This window comes from Nocardioides sp. (assembly GCF_044226305.1).
Classification (GTDB): Bacteria; Actinomycetota; Actinomycetes; order Propionibacteriales; family Nocardioidaceae; genus Nocardioides.
This window is the reverse complement of the sequence record NZ_JBGAHF010000002.1, coordinates 308,221-333,599: the sequence shown is the minus strand read 5'-3', so window position 1 is coordinate 333,599 and position 25,379 is coordinate 308,221. Positions and strand designations below refer to the sequence as shown.

23 protein-coding genes and 1 pseudogene are annotated in these 25,379 nt (G+C 73.9%); 15 read left to right on the top strand and 9 right to left on the bottom strand.

The annotated features are described in order from the left end of the window. Positions 1-8: 8 nt before the first annotated feature. Positions 9-830: a class I SAM-dependent methyltransferase gene (locus ACILQ5_RS03660; RefSeq protein WP_395656610.1), complete on the bottom strand. Its 822-nt coding sequence runs from the start codon at positions 828-830 to the stop codon at positions 9-11. A 34-nt stretch (positions 831-864) separates the two neighbouring features. Between ACILQ5_RS03660 and ACILQ5_RS03655 the strand changes: the two genes are divergently transcribed. Continuing rightward, positions 865-1,590, top strand: a complete 726-nt coding sequence (locus tag ACILQ5_RS03655) for an oxidoreductase (RefSeq protein WP_395656609.1) — start codon at positions 865-867, stop codon at positions 1,588-1,590. Between the two features lie 417 nt (positions 1,591-2,007). Here ACILQ5_RS03655 and ACILQ5_RS03650 read toward each other — a convergent pair whose 3' ends face one another. Continuing rightward, positions 2,008-2,808 carry an HAD family hydrolase gene (locus tag ACILQ5_RS03650; protein WP_395656608.1) on the bottom strand — a complete coding sequence of 267 codons (801 nt, stop codon included), beginning with the start codon at positions 2,806-2,808 and terminating at the stop codon, positions 2,008-2,010. A gap of 120 nt (positions 2,809-2,928) precedes the next feature. Here ACILQ5_RS03650 and ssd point away from each other — a divergent pair, with 120 nt between their 5' ends. The 4 genes from ssd to ACILQ5_RS03630 are packed head-to-tail and all read left to right on the top strand — an operon-like array spanning position 2,929 to position 6,636. Next, a complete protein-coding gene (ssd, locus tag ACILQ5_RS03645) occupies positions 2,929-3,987 on the top strand; it encodes a septum site-determining protein Ssd (RefSeq protein ID WP_395656607.1) in 1,059 nt (352 codons plus the stop codon). Next, positions 3,984-5,165: a TadA family conjugal transfer-associated ATPase gene (locus ACILQ5_RS03640; RefSeq protein ID WP_395656606.1), complete on the top strand. Its 1,182-nt coding sequence runs from the start codon at positions 3,984-3,986 to the stop codon at positions 5,163-5,165. The genes ssd and ACILQ5_RS03640 overlap by 4 nt, the downstream gene beginning before the upstream one ends. After that, positions 5,162-5,923 (top strand): type II secretion system F family protein, encoded by a 762-nt coding sequence (locus tag ACILQ5_RS03635; protein ID WP_395656605.1) that lies wholly within the window; start codon positions 5,162-5,164, stop codon positions 5,921-5,923. The genes ACILQ5_RS03640 and ACILQ5_RS03635 overlap by 4 nt, the downstream gene beginning before the upstream one ends. Next, a complete protein-coding gene (locus tag ACILQ5_RS03630) occupies positions 5,920-6,636 on the top strand; it encodes a type II secretion system F family protein (protein WP_395656604.1) in 717 nt (238 codons plus the stop codon). Before ACILQ5_RS03635 ends, ACILQ5_RS03630 begins: the two co-directional genes overlap by 4 nt. Before the next feature lie 16 nt (positions 6,637-6,652). On the opposite strand, the gene ACILQ5_RS03625 is transcribed toward ACILQ5_RS03630, so the two are convergent. Then, positions 6,653-7,531 (bottom strand): sulfotransferase, encoded by an 879-nt coding sequence (locus tag ACILQ5_RS03625; protein ID WP_395656603.1) that lies wholly within the window; start codon positions 7,529-7,531, stop codon positions 6,653-6,655. 158 nt (positions 7,532-7,689) lie between these two features. Between ACILQ5_RS03625 and ACILQ5_RS03620 the strand changes: the two genes are divergently transcribed. From ACILQ5_RS03620 to ACILQ5_RS03610, 3 genes are read left to right on the top strand one after another with little or no spacing between them, the layout of a single operon-like run. Then, on the top strand, positions 7,690-7,875 hold the full coding sequence (locus ACILQ5_RS03620; protein ID WP_395656602.1) for a DUF4244 domain-containing protein: 186 nt from the start codon (positions 7,690-7,692) through the stop codon (positions 7,873-7,875). Then, positions 7,872-8,249: a TadE family type IV pilus minor pilin gene (locus ACILQ5_RS03615; RefSeq protein ID WP_395656601.1), complete on the top strand. Its 378-nt coding sequence runs from the start codon at positions 7,872-7,874 to the stop codon at positions 8,247-8,249. Before ACILQ5_RS03620 ends, ACILQ5_RS03615 begins: the two co-directional genes overlap by 4 nt. Next, positions 8,246-8,590 carry an Rv3654c family TadE-like protein gene (locus ACILQ5_RS03610; RefSeq protein ID WP_395656600.1) on the top strand — a complete coding sequence of 115 codons (345 nt, stop codon included), beginning with the start codon at positions 8,246-8,248 and terminating at the stop codon, positions 8,588-8,590. Before ACILQ5_RS03615 ends, ACILQ5_RS03610 begins: the two co-directional genes overlap by 4 nt. A 21-nt stretch (positions 8,591-8,611) precedes the next feature. Here ACILQ5_RS03610 and ACILQ5_RS03605 read toward each other — a convergent pair whose 3' ends face one another. Together ACILQ5_RS03605 and ACILQ5_RS03600 are read right to left on the bottom strand one after the other, a co-directional pair. After that, positions 8,612-8,914: a hypothetical protein gene (locus ACILQ5_RS03605; RefSeq protein ID WP_395656599.1), complete on the bottom strand. Its 303-nt coding sequence runs from the start codon at positions 8,912-8,914 to the stop codon at positions 8,612-8,614. A gap of 55 nt (positions 8,915-8,969) precedes the next feature. Continuing rightward, complete coding sequence (locus ACILQ5_RS03600; protein ID WP_395656598.1) at positions 8,970-11,294, bottom strand: DEAD/DEAH box helicase; 2,325 nt, start codon at positions 11,292-11,294, stop codon at positions 8,970-8,972. A 244-nt stretch (positions 11,295-11,538) separates the two neighbouring features. On the opposite strand from ACILQ5_RS03600, the gene ACILQ5_RS03595 reads away from it, so the two are divergent. Both ACILQ5_RS03595 and ACILQ5_RS03590 read left to right on the top strand, forming a co-directional pair. Continuing rightward, positions 11,539-11,877, top strand: a complete 339-nt coding sequence (locus ACILQ5_RS03595) for an anti-sigma factor antagonist (RefSeq protein ID WP_395656597.1) — start codon at positions 11,539-11,541, stop codon at positions 11,875-11,877. A 174-nt stretch (positions 11,878-12,051) separates the two neighbouring features. Further along, entirely contained in the window at positions 12,052-14,472 is a 2,421-nt protein-coding gene (locus ACILQ5_RS03590) for a sodium-translocating pyrophosphatase (protein WP_395656596.1), read from the top strand. Between the two features lie 93 nt (positions 14,473-14,565). On the opposite strand, the gene ACILQ5_RS03585 is transcribed toward ACILQ5_RS03590, so the two are convergent. After that, on the bottom strand, positions 14,566-16,170 hold the full coding sequence (locus ACILQ5_RS03585) for an Ig-like domain repeat protein (protein ID WP_395656595.1): 1,605 nt from the start codon (positions 16,168-16,170) through the stop codon (positions 14,566-14,568). Positions 16,171-16,308: 138 nt separating this feature from the next. Here ACILQ5_RS03585 and ACILQ5_RS03580 point away from each other — a divergent pair, with 138 nt between their 5' ends. Next, positions 16,309-17,772, top strand: a complete 1,464-nt coding sequence (locus tag ACILQ5_RS03580; protein ID WP_395656594.1) for a methyltransferase — start codon at positions 16,309-16,311, stop codon at positions 17,770-17,772. Here ACILQ5_RS03580 and ACILQ5_RS03575 read toward each other — a convergent pair. The 3 genes from ACILQ5_RS03575 to ACILQ5_RS03565 are packed head-to-tail and all read right to left on the bottom strand — an operon-like array spanning position 17,756 to position 19,748. Continuing rightward, complete coding sequence (locus tag ACILQ5_RS03575) at positions 17,756-18,523, bottom strand: hypothetical protein (protein WP_395656593.1); 768 nt, start codon at positions 18,521-18,523, stop codon at positions 17,756-17,758. The genes ACILQ5_RS03580 and ACILQ5_RS03575 overlap by 17 nt on opposite strands. Positions 18,524-18,579: 56 nt before the next feature. Next, positions 18,580-19,041, bottom strand: a complete 462-nt coding sequence (locus tag ACILQ5_RS03570; protein WP_395656592.1) for a hypothetical protein — start codon at positions 19,039-19,041, stop codon at positions 18,580-18,582. After that, positions 19,035-19,748, bottom strand: coding sequence for an RNA polymerase sigma factor (locus ACILQ5_RS03565; RefSeq protein WP_395656591.1), 714 nt, complete (start codon positions 19,746-19,748; stop codon positions 19,035-19,037). Before ACILQ5_RS03565 ends, ACILQ5_RS03570 begins: the two co-directional genes overlap by 7 nt. A gap of 190 nt (positions 19,749-19,938) precedes the next feature. On the opposite strand from ACILQ5_RS03565, the gene topA reads away from it, so the two are divergent. The 4 genes and pseudogenes from topA to ACILQ5_RS03545 form a co-directional block, all read left to right on the top strand. Then, positions 19,939-22,638 carry a type I DNA topoisomerase gene (topA, locus tag ACILQ5_RS03560; RefSeq protein WP_395656590.1) on the top strand — a complete coding sequence of 900 codons (2,700 nt, stop codon included), beginning with the start codon at positions 19,939-19,941 and terminating at the stop codon, positions 22,636-22,638. 92 nt (positions 22,639-22,730) lie between these two features. Continuing rightward, the gene (gene tmk, locus ACILQ5_RS03555) at positions 22,731-23,384 is read left to right on the top strand and encodes a dTMP kinase (protein ID WP_395656589.1); all 654 of its coding nucleotides are present in this window, start codon (positions 22,731-22,733) and stop codon (positions 23,382-23,384) included. After that, positions 23,381-24,565, top strand: coding sequence for a DNA polymerase III subunit delta' (locus ACILQ5_RS03550; protein WP_395656588.1), 1,185 nt, complete (start codon positions 23,381-23,383; stop codon positions 24,563-24,565). The genes tmk and ACILQ5_RS03550 overlap by 4 nt, the downstream gene beginning before the upstream one ends. Beyond that, positions 24,562-25,329: pseudogene (locus tag ACILQ5_RS03545) on the top strand (alpha/beta fold hydrolase); the annotation flags it as partial. The gene ACILQ5_RS03550 and the pseudogene ACILQ5_RS03545, both read left to right, overlap by 4 nt. Between the last annotated feature and the right edge of the window lie 50 nt (positions 25,330-25,379).

Here is a 25,379-nt window from a genome sequence, read left to right as displayed (position 1 = left end):
CCGGCCGCTCAGCGGAAGTCGATGAGCAGCACGTCGGCGTCCGAGCCGTCGTCGGTGACGGGCTCGGGAGCGGCGTCCTCCGCGTCGGCCTGGTCACCGGCGCGAGCCGGTGGGTCGACGAGCGTCGCGCGGAAGCAGGACGCCCGCAGGGGCAGCTGCATGCCGTCCATGCCGCGGCCGTAGTCGTCGTAGAACGCGAGCACCTCGGCCAGCTTCGCCGCCCGCTCCGCCTCGCCGAGCACGGCGACGTTGGAGCGCGACAGCGCGAGGTCCTGGATCGAGCGACGGTCGACGACCTGCCAGTGCCGGAACTCGCGCTCCTCGACGAACCCGAACAACGGCGAGGTGACCAGCGGCTCGTGGGAGGCCAGCTGCTCCTGGGTGCCGATGACGGTGCCCAGGCGCCGGACCCACGGGATCCGCTCGTCGCGCTCGTTCCAGACCAGGGCGAGCCGGCCGCCCGGCTTGAGGACGCGCGCGATCTCCGGCAGGGCGCGGTCGTGGTCGAACCAGTGGAAGGCCTGCGCGACCACCACGACGTCGTACGACGCGTCCGGGGCGGGGATGTCCTCGGCGCCGGCCACCGAGGCGCGGACGTCCGGGAGGTGCTCCTGGAGCCGGCCCAGCATCTGCTCGTCGGGGTCGGTCGCGTGCACGTCGTGGCCGAGGTCGACCAGCACGCTCGTCAGCTTGCCGGTGCCGGCACCGAGCTCGAGGACCGTCGTCGGCTGCTCGCCGGCCAGCCACGCCGCGGCCTCGCGCGGGTACGTCGGGCGGGCCCGGTCGTAGGCGTCCACGACGCCGCCGAAGGAGCGGGAGGGATCGGTCATCAGGGTCACCGTACCCGCCGATACGGTGTGGTCCGTGAGCGCAGACCCGTTGTCCCGCCTGGCCTCCCTCGAAGGAGTGCCCTCGGCGTACGCCGCCGCCCGCGACGGCATCGACGTGGTGCTGCGCGACCGCGGCCTGCGCCGTACCTCACCGGAGACGACGGCCGACTCGCTGCTGCGCGGTGCGCACGCCAGCGGCGTGCTCGAGGGCTCCGCGTCGTCGCTGGTCGAGGTGCGTGAGGGCGCCGGCGACGAGGTCGCCCGCGACGCCGTCCGGGTCTCGACCGAGCTGCTCGGGCTGGCGCCCGCGCTGTCCCGGACGCCGCTCCAGGCGCTGGCCCGGATCCACGCCGTGGCCGCGGCCGGGCTCCCCGAGGAGCAGCGCGGCCGGCCGCGCGACGAGGCCGCCGCCGAGCGGCTGCGCGGGATCGGCGGCCTGCTCACCGGTGAGACCTCGGCACCGGCACTGCTGCTGGCCGCCGTCGTGCACGCCGAGCTGGTGACCGCGGCCCCGTTCGCGTCCCACAACGGGATCGTCGCCCGCGCCGCCGAGCGCCTGGTCCTGGTCGCGCGCGGGGTCGACGAGAAGTCGCTCATCGTCCCCGAGGCCGGGCACCTCGCGCTGCGCCCGGCGTACGAGTCGAACCTGCGGGGGTACGCCGAGGGCGGTCCGGCAGGGGTGCACGCCTGGCTGCTCTACGCGGCCGAGGCGTACGCCGCCGGCGCCGAGGCGAGCCCGCTGCGCCGGGCGGCCGAGTAAGGTCCGGCGTCGGCGTCTGTCTCACCGGGTTTTCGAGACGCGCCGTCGCGACCTCCTGCGTCGGTCGTGGGCGCTCCTCAACCTCCTTGGTCGACGCGTGCTGCCCTCGGACATGCGAACGGCACCCGGTGTGTCGAGTCGTTGCTCCGGGTGCCGTCGCTGACACGTGAGACCGTGGGCTACCAGGCGTGCATCATCAACTACTGCCGCGGGATTCTCCCGAACCGGCAAGCGCCCTGTAGGAAGGGTAGATCGCCGCGTGGGTACCCGGCTCACGTGCTGTCCTCTTCAGTTCTTGCCTCCTGTCTACGCCTGTTCGGCGTCACCTTCAAGGCTTGACTTCCGGGCGCGGAGCGAGGTCTAGCCGGGACTCGTCCCCGGCCTCGACAGGCTCGGCGGACCCGACCCGGTGGACTGCTACGAGTCGAGGCGGCGACGCCGGGCGCTGGCCCACCACACGCCACCGACCGCGACGACGCCGCCGACCGCGAGCGCGGCGAGGGTGGGCCCGGTCGGAGGCAGTGGCACCCGCGCACGGAGCGCGACCGGCTTGGTGAAGACCAGGACCGGCCAGCCGTTCTCGGTGGCGATCCGGCGCAGCTCCTTGTCGGGGTTGACCGCGTGCGCGTGGCCGACCACCTCGAGCATGGGCACGTCGGTGACCGAGTCGCTGTACGCGTAGCACGCGGCGAGGTCGTAGCCGCGCAGGGACGCCAGCTCCTCGATCGCGCGGGCCTTCTCCTCGGCGAACGCGTAGTACTCGATGCCGCCGGTGTAGCGACCCTCGGCGATCTCCATCCGGGTGGCGATCACGTGGTCGGCGCCGAGCATCTCCGCGATCGGCTCGACGACCTCGGCGCCGGACGCGGACACGATGACGACGTCGCGCCCCGCGAGGTGGTGCTCCTCGATGAGCGAGACGGCCTCGTCGTACACCAGCGGGTCGACGATGTTGTGGAGGGTGTCCGCGACGATCTCGCGGACGGTCGCGACGTCCCAGCCGGCGCACAGCTGCGACATGAACTGCCGCATCTTCTCCATCTGGTCGTGGTCGGCGCCGCCGACCAGGTAGACGAACTGGGCGTACGCCGAGCGCAGCACCGCGCGCCGCGAGATCAGCCCGCCCGCCTGGAACGGTCGGCTGAAGGCGAGCGTGCTCGACTTCGCGATGACCGTCTTGTCGAGGTCGAAGAAGGCCGCGGTCGGGCGGTGCGCCATGGGGCCATCGTAGGCGGCCGCGGCCCACCTCCCGTCCACACCCGGGCTGTCGAACCCCCTTGCCCACAAGGGCTCGTCATCGCGACCCCGTCGTCGCCGCACGCGGGGAGCATCGACCCCATGACCGCGCCGCTGCTCATCACCCGTGACCAGGCCCTCCTCGACGAGCTGCTCCGCCTCGCCGCTGCCGCCGGGGTGACCCCCGACGTGGCCGCCGACGGCGGGGCCGCGCTCCGCGGCTGGACCGCCGCGCCGCTCGTCCTGGTGGGTGCGGACGTGGCCGAGGACCTCGCGCGGATCTCGCCCACGCGCCGCAGCCACGTGTACGTCGTGGCGTGGGGCGGGGTGCCCGACGACCTGTTCCGGGTGGCGCTCGCCGTGGGCGCCGAGAGCGTCGCCCAGCTGCCCCGGTCCGAGGCCTGGTTGACCGAGCTGCTGACCGACCTCGGCGATTTGGGTGCCGGGGCGTCGGCGGAGGGCCTGCTGGTGGGCGTCACCGGGGGCAGCGGTGGCGCCGGGGCGACGACCTTCGCGTGCGCGCTCGGGCAGGTCGCCGCACGGCGCGGCCGGGCGGTGGTGGTCGACGCGGACCCGCTGGGGCCCGGGATCGACCGGGTCCTCGGGCTCGAGGACCGCGACGGGGTCCGGTGGGACGGCCTGTGCGACGCCACCGGGCGCCTCAGTGCCCGGGCGCTGCGCGAGGCCCTGCCCCGGCGCGAGGGCCTCGGCGCGCTGACCTGGCGGGCGGGGGCGCCGGGGAGCCTGCAGGCCTTCGCGGTCCGCGAGGTGCTCTCGGCGGCGCGCCGCGGCCACGACCTGGTGGTCGTCGACCTGCCGCGCACGCCGGACCCGCTCGTCGACGAGGTCGCCGCCCGGTGCGACCGGCTCCTGGTCCTCGTGGTGCCGACGGTCGCCGGGGTGACCTCCGCGGTGCGCACCTGCGCCCGCCACCACGACCCCACCCGGGTGCGGCTCGTGCTGCGGGGGAGCGGGGTCGACCCGGCGTCGGTCGCCCGCGCGACCGGCGTGCCGGTGCTCGCGCGGATGTCGGACCAGCGGGGCCTCGCCGAGGCCATCGACCTCGGGCTGGGTCCGGTCCGCTCGCGTCGCGGCGCCCTCGGCCGGGCCGCCGCCGAGGTCCTCGACCAGCTCTCCCTCCTCCAGGTGGCCGCCGCATGAGCACCGCCCGCGCGGGCCTGGGCGGCGCCGTCGGCGCCGTCGACGACCTGGAGGTCGTGCGGGACCGGTTGGCGCGCAGCCCCGGTGAGCTCACCCCGCACCGGGTCGCCGAGGCGCTGCGCGAGAGCGGTCGCCCGGTCGGCGACGCGGCGGTGCTCGCGGTCTACGAGACCCTGCGTCGCGACGTGGTCGGGGCGGGCCCGCTCGAGCCGCTGCTCCGCACCCCGGGCGTCACCGACGTGCTGGTCAACGGCGCCGACCACGTCTACCTGGACCGGGGAGCAGGCTTGGAGGCCACCGCCGTGCGGTTCCCCGACGAGGACGCCGTGCGCCGCCTCGCGCAGCGGCTGGCGGCACTCGGCGGCCGCCGGCTCGACGACGCGACGCCGTACGCCGACCTCCGCCTGCCCGACGGCACCCGGTTCCACGCGGTCCTGGCGCCCCTCGCCCGGCCGGGGACCCTGGTCTCGCTCCGCGTCCCGCGGGCGCGCACCTTCACCGTCGACGAGCTGATCGCGTCGGGCACCCTCTCCGCGGACACCGCGCGCGTCGTCACCGCCGTGGTCGCCGCTCGCCTGGCCTTCCTCGTCTCCGGCGGCACCGGCTCGGGCAAGACCACCCTGCTCGCCGCCCTGCTCTCCCGGGTCGCCGCCGAGGAGCGGCTGGTCGTCGTCGAGGACGCCAGCGAGCTGCGGCCCGACCATCCGCACGTCGTGGCGCTGGAGGGCCGGCCGCCCAACATCGAGGGTGCCGGCGCCATCGACGTCCGCACCCTGGTCCGCCAGGCCCTGCGGATGAGGCCCGACCGGCTCGTCGTGGGCGAGGTCAGGGGTGGCGAGGTCGTCGACCTCCTCGCCGCCCTCAACACCGGTCACGAGGGCGGCTGCGGCACGCTGCACGCCAACTCGGCGCTGGACGTCCCGGCCCGCGTCGAGGCGTTGGCCCTGGCGGCCGGGCTGGGCCGCGACGCCGCGCACAGCCAGCTTGCGTCGGCGGTCGACGTGGTGCTGCACCTCGCCCGTGGCCCCGACGGGGTGCGTCGGCTGCGCCAGGTGGCAGTGCCCGAGCGACGACCCGACGGGCTGGTCTCGATGCTGCCGGCGCTCGACGTCGACGATCGTGGGGCCGCAGCACCCGGCCCGGCGGCCGCGCTCCTGGCCCGACGGCTGGACCTGTGACGACGGTCGCGGCGACGTGCACGGCACTCGCGCTGCTCCTCGCCCTCCCGCCGCGGCCGCGGCTCGGGACCACCCACCGGGTGCGGCTGCTGCCGCTGGTCGCGCCAGGGGTGGTCGCGGTGGCCCTCGTCGTCCCGCGTCAGGGGGCCCTGGTGCTCGTGCTGGCCGCGGCGGCCGCCGGCGGGCTCGCGCTCTGGCGTCGACGGCGACGGCGCCGAGAGGCGGCCCGGGTCGCCTCCCGGGTGCTCGAGACCTGTGAGTTGGTCGCCGGGGAGCTGGCGTCCGGCCGGCCGCCCGGTGCCGCGCTCGACCGGGCCGCGATCGCGTGGCCGGTGCTGGCGCCGGTGGCCGAGGCGTTCCGGGTGGGTGCCGACGTGCCGGACGCGCTGCGGTCCCTCGGCGGGCGGGTCGAGGGTGCCGCGGACCTCCGGGTCGTCGCGGCCGCCTGGCAGGTCGCGCACCGGACCGGTCAGGGGTTGGCCGTCACCGTGGACCGGGTGGCGGCGGGGTTGCGATCGGCGGCTGCGACCCGGCGGATCGTCGAGGGCGAGCTGGCGTCCGCCCGGGCGACCGCCCGACTCGTGGCGGTGCTGCCGGTGCTCGCCCTGCTCATGGGCTCGGGCGCCGGTGGCGACCCGTGGGGCTTCCTGCTCCGGACGCCGGCCGGGCTCGTCTGCCTCGCTGCCGGACTCGGCTTCGGCCTCGCCGGCCTGTGGTGGATCGAGGCGATCGCCGCCGAGGTGGAGGAGCGGTCGTGACCCCCTGGGTGCCCGCACTCTGCGCGGCCGGCGCGGCCGCCCTGCTCCTGCCGACCGGCCCGACCCTGCGAGTGGGCCCGCCGGACGCGCCGGACGCGGTCCCGGTGGGCTGGCTGCACCGGCACCGGCTGCTCTGGAGCGGGCTCGCCGGGCTCGGGGCGTTCCTGTTCCTCGGTGGTCCGGTGGCGCCGGTGGCGGCGGTGTTCGTGGCCGCCGTGACCTGGGTCGCGGTCGGTCGGGCCGAGCCGGCGGACGTCCGGCGCCGGCGGGCGGAGGTCCGCCGCGACCTGCCCCACGCGGTAGAGCTGTTCGCGGCGACCCTGCGCGCGGGCGCGGCCCCGGGTGATGGCGTGGCCGTCGTCGTGGCGGCACTGCCCGGGGCCGCGGCCGACCGGCTCGGCGCGGTCGCCGCCCGGCTGTCCATCGGCCTCGACCCGGTCCAGGTCTGGGACTCACTCGGCGCGGACCCGGAGCTCGGTCGCCTCGGCCGGGCGCTGGCACGCGCGCAGGCCTCCGGCAGCCCGGTGGTCGCCTCGGTCGAGCGGCTCGCCGACGAGCTCGCTCAGGCCGCCCGCGCCGAGACCGAGGAGCGCGCCCGGGCCGTCGGGGTGAAGGCGGCTCTCCCGCTGGGGCTGTGCCTGCTGCCGGCGTTCCTCCTGGTCGGGATCGTGCCGCTCGTGGTCGCGCTGCTCGCCGCGCTGGACCTCGGCTGACCGGCTCGGCCCGTCGTCACCAGCCGAGCAGCCGGGCCGTGGGCCACCGGCTCAGGACCAGCTCGCGGCCCAACCGCTCGGCGACGGCCTCGCAGGTGTCTCGGTAGTGCTCGGCGATCTGCTGGGCGAGCGGCCCCGGGAGGGCTCGTCCCTCCTCCTTGGGCGACGCGTTGACCCGGCGGTCGAAGTCGGGGAGGTGGGGGCTGATCCCGAGGAACTCGCAGAGCGTCTTGACGGTGGCCGGCTCGAACAGCTCCTCGTACAGCGCGTAGTAGCAGCCGCCGTCCCGGCCGAAGACCTCCTCGACCGCGGCCATGGTCCGCTCGTAGCGCGTCGGGGCCTCGAAGCGCGGGCGGGTGAAGACCTCGGCGACACGGTCGTCGCTGCTGCCGCTGAAGGCCGCGGGGTTGCGCTGCTGGTACATGCGCACCGCCGACCAGATGCGCTCGGCGGGGTCCCGCACGAGGAAGACGGGTGCGACGCGGATGCCGCGACGGTCGAAGGAGTCGCGGATCGCGGCGAGCCGCTCGGGCAGGAGGCCGGCGTACGCCGGTGTCACGTCGCCGGTCAGGCGGATCCCGCCCCGTCCGAGGAGCAGCTCGAAGTAGTCGTAGTAGGTCTCCGGGTCGGCGAGGAACGTCGCCAGGCGCAGCGACTCGGCGTCGGTGCTCGTGCTCGACCCGAGGCGGCCAGCGGCGCGGGTCACCCGTCGTGCCAGGCGGTCGCGGAAGTGCGCCATCTCGGGGAGGTCCACGCAGTCCCACACGTGGTACTCCTTGCGGAACCCGGTGTCGCATTCCGGCGACGACGCGAGATAACGGTGCAGCCAGGCGGTGCCGCCCTTCTGGCAGCCGACGCCGAGGAGGAACGTGGGGCGGTCGTCGGCGGGGTCCATGCCCTGGCAGTGTCCATCTCGGCGGCCCGGGAAACGTCCACCGCGAGCGGCCCGACCCGGGCCTCCACAGCCGCGGGCGGCGGCCCGGCACGCCGGCTCGGGATCGCCGAGGGTGGGCGCGTCGGCCGCATCGGGCGGCCGGGATCAAGGAGTCCTCGATGTCCCTTCGCCACCGCCCCACCCGCCGCGACCAGCGCGGCATCACCACGGCCGAGTACGCCGTCGGCACGGCCGCGGGCGCCGGACTGGCCGGCCTGCTGTTCAAGCTGCTGACCGGCGGGTTCGGCGACCAGCTGCTCAAGACTCTCTTCGACCACGTGCTCGGGCTGCTGGGCATCGGATGAGGCCCCCGACCAGGGCCGGCCGGTCCGAGCGCGGCGCCGCCACCGCCGAGCTGGCCCTGGTCCTGCCCCTGCTGGTGGCGGTCACCATCGGGCTGGTGTGGCTGCTGGCTGTCGGCTCCGCCCAGGTGCGTGCCGTCGACGCGGCCCGCGAGACGGCTCGGGCGGTGGCGCGTGGGGACGCCGAGGCAGCGGCGGTGGCGCGCGGGCAGCAGGTCGCGCCGCCCGGCAGCCGGGTCGACGTCCACGACGACGGCGACCAGGTGACCGTCGTCGTCGTGGGCCGGGTGTCCGGTCCGGGTGGGCTCTTCAGCCGGCTGCCCGGCGCCACCGTCTCGGCCGAGGCCGTCGCCGCGAGCGAGGAGCAGGCGCCGTGAGCCGCCCCGACGAGCGCGGCGGAGCGACCGTCTTCGCGGTCGCGTGCCTCGCCCTGCTGCTCCTGCTCGGCGCCGCGCTCGGCGTGGTGACGGCGATGGTGCACGCCCACCGGTCCGCCCAGGCGGCCGCCGACCTGGCGGCGCTCGCCGCCGCGGACGCGGTGGGGTCGGGCCGCGACCCGTGTGGCGCCGGGACGGCGGTCGCGTCGGCCAACGGTGCGCGGCTGGACTCCTGCGTCCTCGACGGGCGCGAGGTCACGGTCGCGGTGACCGTCGCCGGCCCGCACTGGCTCGGTCAGGCCGCGGACCTGACGGCCCGGGCGCGCGCGGGTCCGGCGTGACCTGCTGGGTCGGTCAGCGGGTCAGAGCGAGCGGTCCTCGCGCTCGGCGGTGTCCTCACGACGCTCGGCGTCCCGCTGCTCGAGCTTCTCGGACAGGTCGTTGAGCCGCTTGCTTTCACGGCGCTGCCGCAGCGTCCGCTTGGTGCCCCACTTGGAGAACCCGAAGCCCCACACGATCGCGAGTCCGGCGCCGAGGCCGACGAAGAACATCGCCAGCGCGCTGAGGTCGAGCCCGAACAGCTCGGTCGTGCCGTCGGCGGTGAAGAGGGCGCCGACGACGGCGACCGCACCGAGTCCCATGAGGAGCAATCCGAGGACGACCATGGTCGGAGGGTAGGGCACACCACGGGTGTGGGGGAACGTCCGCGGCGCCGGGCGGCTACCCGCCGAGCAGCACGTCGAGGAGGGCGACCGCTCCGGTCTTGTCCAGCGGGTTGTTCTGGTTGCCGCACTTCGGCGACTGGATGCACGACGGGCAGCCCTCGTCGCAGGCGCACGACACGATGGTGTCGCGGGTGGCGGTCAGCCACTCCCGGGCGGCCCGGAACCCGCGCTCGGCGAAGCCGGCCCCGCCGGGGTGCCCGTCGTGGACGAACACCGTCAGCCGGCCGGTGTCGGGGTGGAGGGCGGTGGACACGCCACCGATGTCCCACCGGTCGCAGGTGGCGAACAGGGGCAGCAGTCCGATCGAGCAGTGCTCGGCGGCGTGGGCCGCGCCCGGGAGGTCCCGGCCGGCCATCCCTCCCTCGACCAGGGCGTCGTCGGGCACCGTCCACCAGACCGCGGTGGTGCGCAGCGAGCGCTCGGGCAGGTCCAGGGGCTCCTCGCCGAGCACCTCGCCACCGGGCTGGCGCCGCTTGAGGAACGACACCACCTGGTGCGTCACGTCGACCTCGCCGAGGGACAACCGGCAGCCGCCCCAGCGGGCGTGCTCGCGCTCGGACACGATCGAGATGTCGGTGACCTCGCGAGCCGAGGTCGAGTAGTCGGGCTCGGCTCGCTCGATGACGGCGACGTGGTCCTCGAGGTCGAGGGACTGCACCAGCCACGTCTCGCCGCGGTGCACGTAGACGGCGCCGGGATGCGCGGTGCTGTGCGAGCTCGAGGCGTCGACGGTGCCGATCACGCGACCGGTCTCCGCCTCCACCAGCTGCACCGGAGCGCCGCCGGTGGACCGGATGTCGGCGAGGTCGCTGGCGCGCCGGCGGTCGGTCCAGTACCAGCCCCGGGCCCGGCGCCGCAGCAGCCCGCCCTCGGTGAGGGCGTCGAGCACCTCGCGCGCGGTGGGCCCGAAGATCGGCAGGTCGTCCTCGGTGAGCGGTGCCTCGTGTGCCGCCGCGCACAGGTGCGGCCCGAGGACGTAGGGGTTGGCGGGGTCGAAGACGGTGGCCTCGACCGGGCGGCCGAGCAGTGCCTCCGGGTGGCTGACCAGGTAGGTGTCCAGCGGGTCGTCGCGCGCCACGAGGACGCCGAGCGCGTCCTGGGCGCCACGCCCCGCCCGGCCGACCTGCTGCCACAGAGCGGCCCGCGTGCCGGGGAAGCCGGCCATCAGCACGGCGTCGAGGCCGCTGATGTCGATACCGAGCTCGAGCGCGTTCGTCGCGGCCAGCCCGGTCAGCTCGCCGCGGCGCAGCAGGTCCTCGATGGCGCGTCGCTCCTCGGGGAGGTAGCCGCCCCGGTAAGCCGCGACCCGGCCGGCGAGGGTCGGGTCGACCTCCGCCAGCAGCTCGGCGGTGGTCATCGCGACCTGTTCGGCGCCCCGACGCGAGCGCACGAACGCGAGCGTGCGGACGTCCTCGACGACGAGGTCGGCCAGGAGGTCTGCGGTCTCGGAGGAGGCCGCCCGCCGTACCGGTGCGCCGTTCTCGCCGGTGAAGGAGGTGAACGGCGGCTCCCAGAGCATCAGCGAGACCTGGCCGCGCGGGGACGCGTCGCCGGTGACGGCGAGGACGTCGAGCCCGGTCAGCCGGTGCGCGAACACCTCCGGCTCGGCCACGGTCGCCGACGCGAGCACGAACGTCGGGTGGGCGCCGTGGAGCGCGCAGACCCGACGGAGCCGGCGCAGGACATGGGCGACATGGGCTCCGAACACGCCGCGGTAGTGGTGGCACTCGTCGACGACGACGTACTGCAGCGACCCGAGGAACGAGGACCACCGGGCGTGGCCCGGCAGCAGGGACCGGTGGAGCATGTCGGGGTTGGTGAGGACGTACTCGGCGTGGTCGCGCGCCCAGGCGCGCTGCTCGCGGCCGCTGTCGCCGTCGTGGGTCGTCACCCGCAGGTCCAGCCCGAGGCCGGTGATCCCGGCGAGCTGGTCCTGCGCCAGCGCCTTGGTGGGGGCCAGGTAGAGCACCGTCGCGCCCCGCTGGCCCCGGGCGCCGCGTGCCCCGCGCACGGCGGAGAGCGCCGGCAGCTGGTAGCCGAGGCTCTTGCCCGATGCGGTCCCGGTCGCCATGACGACGTGCTGGCCGTGGTGGGCGGCGTCCGCGGCGACCGCCTGGTGCTCCCACGGCCGGTCGACCCCGCGGGTGCGGAACGCAGCCACCACGTCGTCGGCCGCCCAGCCCGGCCAGTCCGCGTGCCGGGCCGTCCGGGGCGGCAGGACCTCGAGGTGGCGCAGGCGCTCCTCGCGGCCGGGGACGGCGGCGAGCCGCTCGACCACGCCGGCCACCCCGGAGGGGCGGGAACCGAGCGTCGACGTCACCCGACCATTGTCGACGACGGCGCCGACACGCCGGTGCACCCCCGGCACGGGACGCGCCCGGTCACCCCGGAGGTGGGACCCGATTCTGGGACCTGGGCGTAATCTGTGCGAGGCTCGCCCGTCGAGCGTCTGTTCACGACTGAGTGCGCGTGACGGCGTGAGCGTGGTTTCATTGTGCAGGCCGGATGTCGGGGTTCACGCCGCGACAGGACCGGCGACCGACCAGCGGCACCGGGAGACATAGGTGGACCTGACTCTGACGACGCGCGAAGCCGGTGGCAAGACCATCGTTGCCGTCGGGGGCGAGATCGACGTCTACACGGCCCCCAAGCTGCGCGACAAGATCACCGAGCTGGTCGCCGGCGGCGTCTACGACATCGTCATCGACATGGAGGAGGTCGAGTTCCTCGACTCCACCGGGCTCGGTGTCCTCGTCGGCGGCCTGAAGAAGGTGCGTGCCCACGACGGCTCCCTCCAGCTGGTGTGCAACCAGGACCGGCTGCTCAAGATCTTCCGGATCACCGGCCTCGCGAAGGTCTTCGTGATCCATGACTCCGCCGACGCGGCACTCGCCGGCAGCTGACCCCGGCCCTCGCGGCCACCGGCCCGTCGTCCTCGGACGGCGGGCCTTTCGTCACCCTGTGAGACACGCCGTGTGTTCCGGGTCACACCTCCGTGCGGACCTACCGGAGGGGATGCGTAGACTCCCGCCCGTCCGTGAGATCTGCATCACTCCCATACTCCTTGGAGGAACCGCATGACGGGGATCGCTCCCGCTGTCGTGGACGTCTCCGGAGGCAACCTCGTCCTGGTCGTCGTCGTCGCACTGATCGCGCTCGGCGCGCTTGCGATGGCGGCGATGTTCCGCCAGGAGGTTCTTGCCGCCGGTGAAGGCACCGACAACATGAAGACCATCGCCCAGGCCGTCCAGGAGGGCGCGAACGCCTACCTGCAGCGGCAGTTCCGGACCTTGGCGATCTTCGCCGCCGTGGCGTTCTTCCTGCTGCTCGCCCTGCCTGCCGACGACACCACCGTCCGGATCTTCCGATCCGTGTTCTTCCTGGTCGGCGCCGGGTTCTCCGCCACGGTCGGCTACCTCGGCATGTCGCTGGCCGTGCGCGCCAACCTGCGCGTCGCCGCGGCGGCGCAGCTCGAGGGTCGCAACCCGGCCATGAGGATCGGCTTCCGCACCGGCGCCATGGTCGGCATGCTGACCGTCGGCCTGGGCCTCCTCGGCGCCAGCGTCGTCGTGCTCCTCTTCCAGCACGACGCACCCGCCGTCCTCGAGGGCTTCGGCTTCGGCGCCGCCCTGCTCGCGATGTTCATGCGGGTCGGCGGCGGCATCTTCACCAAGGCCGCCGACGTCGGCGCGGACCTCGTGGGCAAGGTCGAGCAGCACATCCCCGAGGACGACCCGCGCAACGCGGCCACCATCGCCGACAACGTGGGCGACAACGTCGGCGACTGCGCCGGCATGGCGGCGGACCTGTTCGAGTCGTACGCCGTGACGCTGGTCGCCGCGCTGATCCTGGGGTCGCAGGCGTTCGGCGACAAGGGCCTGGTCTTCCCGCTGCTCATCCCGGCCATCGGCGCCCTGACCGCCGTCCTCGGCGTCTACCTGTGCCGCCCGAAGACCGGCGAGAACGGTCTGGTCACCATCAACCGCGCCTTCTACATCTCGGCGGCGATCGGTGCGGTCGCCAGCGTGATCCTGTCCTTCGTCTACCTGCCGGGCAGCTTCGGCGCCCTGACCAACGCGACCGTCGACTCCGACGCCGACCCGCGCATCGTCGCGTCGGTGGCGGTCGTCATCGGCATCGTCCTGGCGTCGATCATCCTCAGCCTCACCGGCTACTTCACCGGCACCGACTACCGACCCGTCAAGGACGTCGGCAAGACGTCGCTGACCGGCGCGGCCACGGTGATCCTCTCCGGCCTGTCGGTCGGCTTCGAGTCGGCCGTCTACACCGCCCTCGTGATCGGCGCAGCGGTCTTCGGTGCCTTCCTGATCGGAGGCGGCTCCGTCGCGGTCGCCTTGTTCGCGGTCGCGCTGGCCGGCTGCGGCCTGCTGACCACCGTCGGCGTGATCGTCGCGATGGACACCTTCGGCCCGGTCTCGGACAACGCGCAGGGCATCGCCGAGATGTCCGGTGACGTGGACGCGGCGGGGGCGCAGATCCTCACCGAGCTCGACGCGGTCGGCAACACGACCAAGGCGATCACCAAGGGCATCGCGATTGCCACCGCGGTGCTCGCGGCAAGCGCGCTCTTCGGCTCCTACGTCGACGGCGTCACCCAGTCGGTCCGCGACGTGAACCTGACCGAGAGGCCCAGCGAGCTCACCCAGCTGGCGTTCTCGTTCGACATCTCCTACCCCAACATCCTGGTGGGTGCGCTCCTCGGCGCGGCCACGGTGTTCCTGTTCGCCGGCCTCGCGATCAACGCCGTCGGCCGGGCCGCCGGAGCCGTGGTCCTCGAGGTGCGCCGCCAGTTCCGCGAGATCCCCGGGATCATGGAGGGGACCGGTCGTCCCGAGTACGGCCGCGTGGTCGACATCGTCACGCGGGACTCGCTGCGCGAGCTGGCGACCCCCGGCCTGCTGGCCGTCCTGGCCCCGATCGCGGTCGGCTTCGGCCTCGGTGTGGGCCCGCTCGCCGGGTTCCTCGCCGGTGCGATCGCGACCGGGACGCTGATGGCGGTGTTCCTCGCCAACTCCGGCGGCGCCTGGGACAACGCCAAGAAGCTCGTCGAGGACGGCAACCACGGCGGCAAGGGCTCCCCGGCCCACGACGCGACCGTCATCGGTGACACCGTCGGCGACCCGTTCAAGGACACCGCCGGCCCGGCGATCAACCCGCTGCTCAAGGTGATGAACCTGGTCTCGCTGCTGATCGTGGCGGCGATCGTCAAGCTGTCGGTCGGCGAGGACGCCAACACGCCGCTGCGGATCGTGATCGCCGTGGCCGCGTTCCTCGGCATCGTGGTCGCGGTCTACATCTCGAAGCGTCGCCCGGTGGCGATGGAGGTGGACGGGGCCGCCCCGCCCCCGCCCCCGCCCCCGCCGCCGGTCGCCTCGGCGCCGGACACGACGACGCCGACCGCGGCGCCGGCCGGGACCCCGGGTGCGGCTCCGGACACGGCTCCGACCCAGCAGTTCGAGACGCCACCGCAGCACTGAGCACGGACCCGAGCACCTGCTCGGGACACCGGCACCGACGACGGCCCGCCCGGTCACCCGGGCGGGCCGTCGTGCGTCCGGCTGGCGTCCGGGCTAGCGGGTGACCCGCAGCCGGACCACCTTCGAGGTGGCGCCGGCGACGGTCGCGGACCCGGCGTACGTGGCGAGCAGCTTGTGCACACCGGGCTTCAGGCCCTTCAGGCGGACGGTCAGGCGCCCGTTCCTGCCCTCCGCGAAGGCGGCGTTCTTCCGCACCGTGCTGCCGTCGCGCACCGTCACGGCGCCGGTCGGTGAGGTGGTGCCGCGCACGGAGAGGACGAGCTTCAGCACGGCGGCCTGACCCCGCTTGACCGACTTGTGCGGGAGCGACATCCGGAGCCGGGAGGTCATCCGGCCGACGGTCACCGCTGCCGTGGTGAACTTGCCGGCCTTGTACGCCGGGCGGGTGGCCGTGACGAGGACGGCGATGTCCTGGCCGGCGTCTGCGCTGTCGACCTGGTAGGTCTGGGCGACCGCCCCCGGGATCACCGCGCCACCGCGCAGCCACTGGTAGGCGAACGCGGGTGGGCCGGAGCCCTCGGTGCCGCCGCCCCACTGGCCGGGGTCGGCGGTGAGCAGCCTGCCCACGGCGCCGGTGCCGGTGATGCGCGGCTTCGAGACGAACTGGATCGCGTCGCCGATGAGCGGCTCGACCGGGTCGCTGGTGATCGTGTTGTCCGTGTAGCCCGCCTTGTGGCCGGTGACCTTCACGGAGATCGCGTGCCCGAAGTCGGCCGCCACCAAGGCGTACGTCGCGCTGGTCGCCCCGGCGATCGGCGCCTCGTCGCGCAGCCACTGGTAGCTGTTGGTGGCGTCCGCCGGGTCCCAGGTCGGTCCCGTCAGCGCCAGCGTGGTGCCGATCTTCTTGGCGCCGGTGATCGTCACGTCGCCTGCCGGGCTGAGCTGGGTGTCGAAGATCGGCAGCGGGATCGGCAGTGCGCCGGTGATGACCGTGACCGCGGGGATCCCGGCGAGCGTCCCGGTCACCTGGGCGGCGATCGAGTGCCCGGCGTCGTCGAGGGTCGGCACGTAGAACTGGTCGTCGGCCCCCGGGATCGGGACCCCGTCGCGCAGCCACTGGTAGGTGGTGGTGACGCCGGGCAGGTTCCAGACCGGGTCGGTGAGCGTCACGAGCTGGCCGACCTCCGCGGAGCCGGGCAGGCCCAGCCCGCCGACGAGGGTGAGCAGGTCCGAGCCCGGGTCACCCGGGTCGCCGGGGTCCCCGGGGTCGCCGCCGGGGAGCGGCACCGGGATCGCGTTGCTCGGCACCGGGACCGGCACCAGCCCGAGCACCGTCCCGGTCACCACGGCGACCACGGCCCCACCGGCGTCGTCGGTGGTCGGGGTGTACGAGGAGCCCGTCGCCCCGGCGATCGCGCCGCTGCTGTTGAACCACTGCACGCTCGTGGTCACGAGGTCGCAGTTCCACGTGGGCAGCGAGGTGAGCTGGACCGGCGACCCGACCGCCCCGGTGCCGGCGATGACCGGTGCGGTGGTCGCCTCGAGCACGCTCACCAGGCAGGGGAGCCGATGCTCGGCCCGCACCGAAGCCGACGACGGGGCGTGCGCCTGGGACGGGGCCGACAGCCCGACGGCGAGGCCGGCGGCCACCAGGACGCTGACGACGAGGGCGCCGATGGCGCGCGAGAACAGGTGCATGGACCCCTCCCATCCCGGCCGTCCGGGGGACGGCAAGACCATGCGTTCGACTGGTTGTCGCTTGCGTGATGCCCGTCACGCACCGTCCGCAACCTGCGGTCTGGACCATCGCACAGGCTCGCGGCATACCCTCTCGGCGTGAGCGAGTCGAGCACCGAGCTCCCGCGTCGGCTGCGTGCGGCCCTGCTGGTGGCCGGTTTCACCTACGACGCCGTGGCCGAGGTGCTCGGCCCGGTCGCCCACGAGGCGCTCGCGCGCAACGAGACCACCCCGGGGCTGCGGCGTACGGCGGGCGGGTGGCCGCTCGAGACCCTGATCCGGCTGTTCCTCCTCCAGGCGCCGGTGGTGCGCTCGGCGGCGGAGCGGGCGCTGCCCGGCCTGGTCGACCGGCTCGCGGCCGCCGGCTTCCTGGAGCAGACCGTCGGGGAGGTCGCGGCCCGCCTCGACGTACGTCCCTACGCCGTCGACGACGACCACCTGTGGGTGGTCAGCGACCTGACACCCGGGCTCGACGGCAGCCACGCTCGTGTGGGGGCCGACCACGTCCTCGGGATCAGCTCCGCGTCGACCTCGTTGGCCCAGCTCACCCTCCGCGAACCGGTCGGCCGCTCGCTCGACCTCGGCACCGGGTGCGGCGTCCAGGCGCTGCACCTCGCCACGCACAGCGGCGCGGTGGTCGCCACCGACGTCAACGAGCGGGCGCTCCGGCTGGCCCGGTTCAACACGGTCCTCAACGACGTACCGGCGCCGGTCGACGTGCGTCGCGGCTCCTTCTTCGCGCCCGTGGCCGGCGAGCAGTTCGACCTGATCGCCACCAACCCGCCGTTCGTGATCTCGCCGGCGACCGGCGAGCGGCTGGTGTACCGCGACTCCGGCCTGCCGGGCGACCGGGTCGTCGAGGACATCGTCCGGGCTGCGCCGGAGCACCTGGCCGACGGCGGGTGGTGCCAGGTGCTCGCCAACTGGGTGGTCGCCCGCGACGTCGCCTGGGGCGAGCGGATCGCCGGCTGGGTGCCGGAGGGCACCGACGCGTTCGTCGTGCAGCGCGAGCTGGTCGACCCCGCGACGTACGTCGAGCTCTGGCTCAAGGACGCCGGGCTGCACGGCGCCGGCGACTACCTGGTCCGCTACGACACCTGGCTGTCCTGGTTCGAGGACCAGGGCGTCGAGGCGATCGGCTTCGGCTGGATCAACCTGCGCCGCAGCGGCGGGTCGCGCCGTGAGCTCCTCGAGTGGCCGTACGACGTGGAGCAGCCGATCGCGCCGGCGATCCGCGACTGGGCCGGCGCCGCCGACGCGCGGGTCGACCTCGGGTCCCGGCTGGTCGCCCGCGCGGACGTGCGCCAGGAGACCCTCGGCGCGCCTGGCGCGGAGGACCCCGAGACCGTCGTGCTCCGCCAGCAGACCGGGTTCCGCCGCGCCCGCCGCGTCGACACCGTCGAGGCCGCGCTCGTCGGTGCCTGCGACGGCGAGCTGACGGTCGGGCAGATCCTCGACGCGGTCGCGCAGCTGCTCGACCGCGACCCTGCGGAGACGCGCGAGACCTACCTGCCGCTGGCGCGGGAGCTGGTGGCGGAGGGCTTCCTCACCGCGGCGACCTGAAGGTGACCTTCAGCGTGACCGACCCCTTCGCGGTCGAGGGGCTGGTGATACCGAACGAGATGTTCTTGCCCAGGACGCTCCGAAGGGACTTCTTCTTCGACTTCGGCTGGAGGGTGAGGCGCACCTTTCCCCGCACGACCTGGCAGGTGACCTTCAGCGGCGACTTCGTGGACTTCCTCAGGTCACCGTCCACCGACATCGCGAAGCCGTCGGGGGTCCTGGTCGTGCGCGCAGGAACCCCGGTCGGGTTGGTCGGGCAGGACCGCCGCGGGGCTGACCGATCCGTCCTGGTCGCCTGCTGCGCGAGCACGTCGGCGATGAGGTACGAGATGCGCTGGCAGGCGACGAAGTTCACCAGGGCTGCTGTCGTCTGCGTCTCGTCGAAGTCCATGTGACTGACCCAGGACTCGTCGTACGCCACCTCGTTGAGCTGGGACGCGTAGAAGCAGAAGAGGAACCTCTTGCTCGGCGAGAGGGGAGCCAGGCTGAAGACCAGGTCCTTGAACAGGGCGTCGTCGCCGTTGACCGCGAGGTCCAGGACGACCGACTTCTGCCGGCGGGGGACCTGTCCTGAGATCACCCTCGCGCTGGTGCCGGGGTCGAGCGTGACGTCGACCGAGCCGTGGACGCCGTGGTCCCCGTCGCGCTCGAACGCGACGGGCGCGGTGCTCGCCGTCGCCGGAGCCAGCAGCGAGACCCCCACGGCCCCCACGGTGGCCATGACGGCGAGGACGATCCGGCGCGGTGCCATCCGCCGACGGTAGGTCCGCCTCACCGACCTGTCAGGTGGTGGGCTGGACCAGTGCCTCAGCCAGCGGCGCCGCCCACGTGGAGCGTGCCCTGGCCGACCTCGCTGCCGAGCGTGGCGTCGACCTCCAGCCGCAGCACGGGCTCGGGGTCGCAGGCGGCCTCGAGGACGTGCACCGTGCCCCGGGCGGCGGCCTCGTTGGTCGACGTCTCGTTGCTCCGCGGCCGCCCCTCGCTGTCGGCGACGAAGAGCGTCAGCGGGACGTGCTCGGTGTCCATCGACCAGTCGTTGGGCCAGGTGAACGTCCGGTCTCCCGCGATCTCGTCGACGATCGCCTCGAGGTAGACGAACGGCTCGGTCACCCGGGCGTCGTCCCCGGTGCCGACGAGGTGGATCGGGCTCCAGAGCCAGATCCGACCGGGTCCGCTGCCGAGCGGGTCACCGCCGTCGACCCGGGGCGGGGTGCAGGAGACGGTCACGTCCGGGAAGGAGTAGGTCGACCCGTCCGGCCGGGTCAGCACGAGCGTGCTGGTCGGGCCGGAGGGCTGGTCGACCGCGACCGTGCCGCTGTCGTCGCCACCGCCGAGCGCCAGCGCGGTGCCTGCGACGGCGACCAGCCCGAGCGCGGCGGCACCCGCCGCCGCGCCACGTCGGCGGCGCCGGCGCACCCGGACCCGGCGGGCGACCCGGTCCTGGACGTCCAGCGGCGCGGCCAGCGCCCCGTCGAGCCGGTCGTGGTGCGGAGCGGTCCGTGCTCCCGCGCGTGCTCGCGGAGCCGCTCGGTCCCGCGGGACAGCTGGCTCTTCACCGTGCCCTCCGAGCAGCCCATCCGCTCGGCGATGCCGCGCACGTCGAGGTCCTCGACGTAGCGCAGCGCCAGCGCGGTGCGCTGGCGGGGCGAGAGGGTCGCCAGCGCCTCCACCAGCCAGGTGTCGACCTCGCCGACCACCTCGACCGCCGGCGCCTCGGGTGGGTTCCCGAGCAGCGGCAGCTCGCGCCGCAGCCGGCGGATCCGGTCGATGTTGAGCCGCACCATCACGGTGCGGGCGTACGCCGCGGGCTCGGCGATCCGCGTCCGGTCCCACCGCTCCCCGAGGCGGGCCAGGGTCTCCTGCGTCAGGTCCCAGGCGTCGTGCGGGTTCGCCGTCAGGGCGTGCGCGAACCCGAGCAGCGGGCGCGTCTGCACCGCCACGAAGTCACGGAAGTCAGCGTCCGTGCCAGCGTCCATGTCCCGGCCTCCCGAGGGGGTCGTTGGTTCCTCTCACCTACGCTCTCCTGACGAGGAGCCTCCCCGGAAGGTTGAGGGCCGGCCCCGATGCGCGAGAGTGGGGCAGTCCCGGGTTCGCGCTACCGTGTTCGGCCGTACGCCCGAACCGGGCGGACATCACAGCGACAGGCAGCAGGAAGACAGAGGTCCCGTGACCCACAAGTTGGTGATCGTCGAGTCCCCGGCGAAGGCCCGCACCATCGGCGGGTACCTCGGCCAGGGCTACGTCGTCGAGTCCTCCATCGGGCACATCCGCGACCTCCCGCAGTCGGCCGCCGACACCCCGGCGAAGATCAAGGACAAGCCGTGGGGCCGGCTGGCGGTCGACGTCGACAACGGGTTCGAGCCCTACTACGTCGTGCCACGCGACAAGAAGTCGCACATCTCCAAGCTCAAGACGCTCCTGAAGGACGCCGACGAGCTCTACCTCGCCACGGACGAGGACCGCGAGGGCGAGGCGATCGCCTGGCACCTCCTCGACGAGCTCAAGCCGAAGGGCATCCCGGTCCGGCGGATGGTCTTCCACGAGATCACCAAGCCCGCGATCCAGGCGGCGGCCGAGAACCCGCGCGAGCTCGACATGGACCTCGTCGAGGCCCAGGAGGCGCGGCGCATCCTCGACCGGCTCTACGGCTACGAGGTCAGCCCGGTCCTCTGGAAGAAGGTCATGTCCGGCCTGTCCGCCGGACGTGTGCAGTCGGTGGCGACCCGCCTGGTGGTCGACAAGGAGCGCGAGCGGATGCGCTTCCGGCTCGCGTCGTACTGGGACCTCGAGGGCACCTTCGACGCCGGCGCCTCCCACGAGCCCCGGATGTTCCCGGCGCGGCTCCACTCGATCGACGGCAGCCGGGTCGCCGGCGGGTCGGACTTCGGGCCCGACGGGCTCCTCAAGGACAAGAAGGACGCCCGGGTCCACCTCGACCGCGCCCGGGCCGAGGCGCTGGCCGCGAGCCTCCAGGAGACCGGCTTCGCGGTCCGCTCCGTCGAGGCGAAGCCGTACCGCCGTTCGCCGTACGCCCCGTTCCGCACCACGACCCTCCAGCAGGAGGCCAGCCGCAAGCTCGGGATGAGCGCGTCGGTGACGATGTCGGTCGCCCAGCGGCTCTACGAGAACGGCTTCATCACCTACATGCGGACCGACTCCACCACCCTCTCCGGTGGTGCGGTCAACGCGGCGCGGTCGCAGGTGCGCGAGCTGTACGGCCCCGAGTACCTGCCTGACAGCCCGCGGGTCTACGCGAGCAAGGTCAAGAACGCCCAGGAGGCGCACGAGGCGATCCGGCCGGCCGGCGACAGCTTCCGCACGCCGGCGCAGACCGGGCTGACCGGTGACCAGTTCCGGCTCTACGAGCTGATCTGGATGCGCACCGTCGCCTCGCAGATGAAGGACGCGGTCGGGCGGTCGGTGACGATCCGGCTCGGCGGAGCGGCGGCCTCCGGCGAGGACGTCGTGTTCTCGGCGACCGGCCGGGTGATCACCTTCCACGGCTTCCTCAAGGCCTACGTCGAGGGCACCGAGGGCGGCAAGCGCAGCGACGACGACCAGGTCCCGCTGCCCGACCTCCACGAGGGCGACGCGGTCAGCGCCGCCTCGGTCACCGCGAACGGCCACGAGACCAAGCCGCCGGCCCGCTACACCGAGGCCACGTTGATCAAGGAGCTCGAGGACCGCGAGATCGGCCGGCCGTCGACGTACGCCTCGATCATCGGCACCATCCTCAACCGCGGCTACGTCTACAAGAAGGGCACCGCGCTGGTCCCGGCGTGGCTCGCGTTCTCCGTCACCCGGCTGCTCGAGGAGCACTTCCCGCGCCAGATCTCCTACGAGTTCACCGCCGGCATGGAGGACGTCCTCGACGAGATCGCCGCCGGGCGCAAGGACCGCAACACCGAGCTCGGCGAGTTCTACTACGGCTCCGGCGACGTCCCGGGGCTCAAGAGCCTCGTCGACGGGCTCGGCGACATCGACGCCCGCGAGCTCGCGACGTTCCCGATCGGCGGCCCCGACTCGGGGATCCAGCTGCGGGTCGGCCGCTACGGGCCCTACCTCGAGGGTCCGGGCGAGGACGGCACGCCGCTCGCGGTCCGCGCCAACGTCCCCGACGACCTGCCGCCCGACGAGCTGACGATCGACAAGGCCAAGGAGCTGCTGGCGAACCCCGCCGGCGAGGAGATCCAGCTCGGCCGGCACCCCGAGACCGGCCTCGAGGTCGTCGCGAAGAACGGCCGCTACGGCCCCTACGTCACCGAGCTGCTCCCCGAGGACGCGCCCAAGAGCGCGCGGCCCCGCACCGGCTCGCTGTTCAAGTCGATGTCGCTGGACACCGTCACCCTCGACGACGCGGTCAAGCTGCTCTCGCTGCCGCGGGTGGTCGGCGCCGACCCGGAGTCCGGTGAGGAGATCACCGCGCAGAACGGCCGCTACGGGCCGTACCTGAAGAAGGGCACCGACTCCCGCTCGCTCACCTCGGAGGACCAGCTCCTCACGATCGGGCTCGACGAGGCGCTGCGGATCTACGCCCAGCCCAAGCAGCGCGGCCGGGCCGCGGCCGCCGCGCCGCTCAAGGAGCTCGGCAACGACCCCGTCTCGGGCCAGCCGGTCGTGGTCAAGGCCGGCCGCTTCGGCGAGTACGTCACCGACGGCGAGTACAACGCGACCCTGCGCAAGGAGGACTCGGTCGAGGCGATCACCCTCGAGCGGGCCGCTGAGCTGCTGGCCGAGCGCCGGGCCAAGGGGCCGGCCAAGAAGGCGACGAAGAAGACCGCCAAGAAGGCGCCGGCCAGGAAGTCGGCGGCCAAGAAGACGGCGAAGAAGACCACAGCGAAGAAGACCGCGGCCAAGAAGGCCTGACTGCCCGGCGGCGCCCACCGCGCGCACCCGACCGGTCTCGACCTCTCGACCTGTCGACCGCCGATGTGGGTGCGCCCGCCTAGGGTGTCCCCGTGAGCAGGGGACCGGGGGTGCACGCCGCGACCGGCGTCTTCGTGTGCTTCGAGGGCGGCGAGGGGTCGGGCAAGTCCACCCAGTCCCGGCGGCTCGCGGCCTGGCTGGAGGGGAAGGGGTACGCCGTCGTGCTGACCTTCGAGCCCGGGGACACCGAGGTCGGCCGCAAGCTCCGCACGATCGTGCTCAGCCCCGAGACGGGCGCGATCTCCGACCGCACGGAGGCGCTGCTCTACGCCGCCGACAAGGCCGAGCACGTCGACTCCGTGGTCCAGCCCGCGCTGGACCGCGGCGAGGTCGTCATCACCGACCGGTACGTCGACTCGATGCTCGCCTACCAGGGCGCGGGCCGCTCCCTCGCCGCCGAGGAGGTCGAGGAGGTCGCGCGCTGGGCGACCCACGACCTGCGGCCCCACCTCACGGTCGTGCTCGACCTCGAGCCCGAGCACGGGCTGGGCCGGTTCGAGGAGCGCGACCGGATCGAGGGCGAGTCCGTGGAGTTCCACCAGCGGGTCCGTGAGGAGTTCCTGCAGATGGCGAAGGCCGACCCCGACCACTACCTCGTGCTGGACGCGCGCGGCGACGTCGACGAGATCGCGGATCAGGTGCGGTCGGCAGTCACGCCGCTGCTCGCGCAGGCGGTGCGCCGGTGACGGCCGGACCGGGGACCGCGACCGCGGCCCACACCGTCTGGGACGGCCTGGTCGGCCAGGCCAAGGTGATCGAGGTGCTACGCGCCGCGGCCGACGGCCACGGCATGAGCCACGCGTTCCTCTTCACCGGACCGCCCGGCTCCGGCCGGTCCAACGCCGCGATCGCCTTCGCGGCCGCCCTGCAGTGCGAGCAGCAGCCACCGGGCTGCGGGATCTGCCACGCGTGCCACACCGTGCTCCACGGGTCGCACGCCGACGTGGTGGTGGTCCGCACCGAGGGGCTCTCGATCGGCATCAAGCAGGTGCGCGAGCTGGTCCGCCGCTCCGCGCTCGCCCCGGTCGGCCGGCGCTGGCAGGTCGTCATCGTCGAGGACGCCGACCGGCTCACCGAGCAGGCCTTCAACGCGCTGCTCAAGGCGATCGAGGAGCCGGCCGAGCGCACGGTCTGGATGCTGTGCGCCCCGACCGTCGAGGACGTCCTGCCCACGATCCGCTCGCGCTGCCGGCTGGTGTCGCTGACCACCCCGACCGCCGACGACGTCGCCGCGTTCCTGGTCCGTCGCGACGGCGTCGACACCGCCCTCGCGTCGTACGCCGCCCGAGCCAGCCAGGGCCACATCGGCCGCGCCCGGGCGCTGGCCCGCGACGAGGAGACCCGCAACCGGCGCCGGGCCGTGGTGGCGATCCCGGTGTCGCTGACCTCCCTCGGCCGCTGCATGCAGGCCGCCTCCCAGCTGACCCAGGTCACCAAGGAGGAGGCCGAGGCGATCACGACCGACCTCGACGCGCGCGAGAAGGCCGAGCTCGACACGGCGTACGGCGTCGTGGAGCGCGGCCGGCGGCCCCGGGAGTACGCCCCCGCCCTGCGCGACCTCGAGCAGGAGCAGAAGCGCCGCGCCAAGCGCCGCCAGCTCGACGTGGTCGACCGCAGCCTGATGGACCTGATCTCGGTCTACCGCGACGCGATCGCCGTCGCGGCCGGTGCGGCCGGGCCGCTCGTCAACGAGGAGATCCGTGGTGACGTCGAGCTGCTGGCGCGGGTGTCGACCCCCGAGGCCAACCTGCGCCGCACGAGCGCGATCTTCGAGGCGCGCGAGCAGATGCTGGAGTTCAACGTGCAGCCGGCGCTCGCGCTCGAGGCGATGATGCTCGCCCTGGTCGCCCCCGAGGTGCGCGGGTGAAGCGGCTGCTGGCGGTCGCCGTCGTCCTGAGCCTGCTGTACGTCGGCCTCGGGATCGGCGCCCTGGTCGCGCTGGCGTCGCTGGGCGACGACGACGGCACCTCCTCGAGCACGAGCACCCCGAGCGCCGAGCCCGAGCCGGGCGCGACCGAGGCGCCGAGCCCGGACCTCGAACAGTTCTACTCGCAGGAGCTGTCGTGGTCCGACTGCGGGTCGGGCGACTCCTGCGCGACCCTGACCGTGCCGCTCGACTACGAGGACCCGACCGGCGAGACCATCGACCTCGCGGTGCTCAAGGTGCCGGCCTCGGACCCGGAGGCACGGATCGGGTCGCTGGTGGTCAACCCGGGTGGACCCGGCGCTCCCGGCACCGACTACGCCGCCAACGCGTCGTCGGTCTTCCGCGACCCGATCACCCAGGTCTACGACATCGTCGGCTTCGACCCCCGGGGCACCGGGCACAGCGACCCGGTCGACTGCCTCACCGACGACGAGCTCGACCAGTACGTCGCGGAGGACCCCGACCCCGACACGGGTGCCGAGGTCGACGAGTACGAGCACTGGGTCGACGCGCTCGGGCGCGGTTGCGTCGAGCGCTCCGGAGCGCTGGCCTCCCACGTCACGACGGTCGAGGCGGCCCGCGACATGGACGTCCTGCGCGCCGCGCTCGGCGAGTCCGAGCTCGACTACTTCGGCGCGTCGTACGGCACCAAGCTCGGTGCGACGTACGCCGACCTGTTCCCCGACCGCGTGGGCCGGATGGTCCTCGACGGTGCCGTCGACCTGTCGATCAGCCCGCGGCAGCTGAGCCTCCA

Excerpts from the sequence above, each read along its gene's own strand:
- ACILQ5_RS03660 (WP_395656610.1), bottom strand. The coding sequence starts at position 830 with ATGACCGATCCCTCCCGCTCCTTCGGCGGCGTCGTGGACGCCTACGAC.
- ACILQ5_RS03650 (WP_395656608.1), bottom strand. The coding sequence starts at position 2,808 with ATGGCGCACCGCCCGACCGCGGCCTTCTTCGACCTCGACAAGACGGTC.
- ssd (WP_395656607.1), top strand. The coding sequence starts at position 2,929 with ATGACCGCGCCGCTGCTCATCACCCGTGACCAGGCCCTCCTCGACGAG.
- ACILQ5_RS03640 (WP_395656606.1), top strand. The coding sequence starts at position 3,984 with ATGAGCACCGCCCGCGCGGGCCTGGGCGGCGCCGTCGGCGCCGTCGAC.
- ACILQ5_RS03625 (WP_395656603.1), bottom strand. The coding sequence starts at position 7,531 with ATGGACCCCGCCGACGACCGCCCCACGTTCCTCCTCGGCGTCGGCTGC.
- ACILQ5_RS03620 (WP_395656602.1), top strand. The coding sequence starts at position 7,690 with ATGTCCCTTCGCCACCGCCCCACCCGCCGCGACCAGCGCGGCATCACC.
- ACILQ5_RS03615 (WP_395656601.1), top strand. The coding sequence starts at position 7,872 with ATGAGGCCCCCGACCAGGGCCGGCCGGTCCGAGCGCGGCGCCGCCACC.
- ACILQ5_RS03605 (WP_395656599.1), bottom strand. The coding sequence starts at position 8,914 with ATGGTCGTCCTCGGATTGCTCCTCATGGGACTCGGTGCGGTCGCCGTC.
- ACILQ5_RS03590 (WP_395656596.1), top strand. The coding sequence starts at position 12,052 with ATGACGGGGATCGCTCCCGCTGTCGTGGACGTCTCCGGAGGCAACCTC.
- ACILQ5_RS03585 (WP_395656595.1), bottom strand. The coding sequence starts at position 16,170 with ATGCACCTGTTCTCGCGCGCCATCGGCGCCCTCGTCGTCAGCGTCCTG.
- ACILQ5_RS03575 (WP_395656593.1), bottom strand. The coding sequence starts at position 18,523 with ATGGCACCGCGCCGGATCGTCCTCGCCGTCATGGCCACCGTGGGGGCC.
- ACILQ5_RS03565 (WP_395656591.1), bottom strand. The coding sequence starts at position 19,748 with ATGGACGCTGGCACGGACGCTGACTTCCGTGACTTCGTGGCGGTGCAG.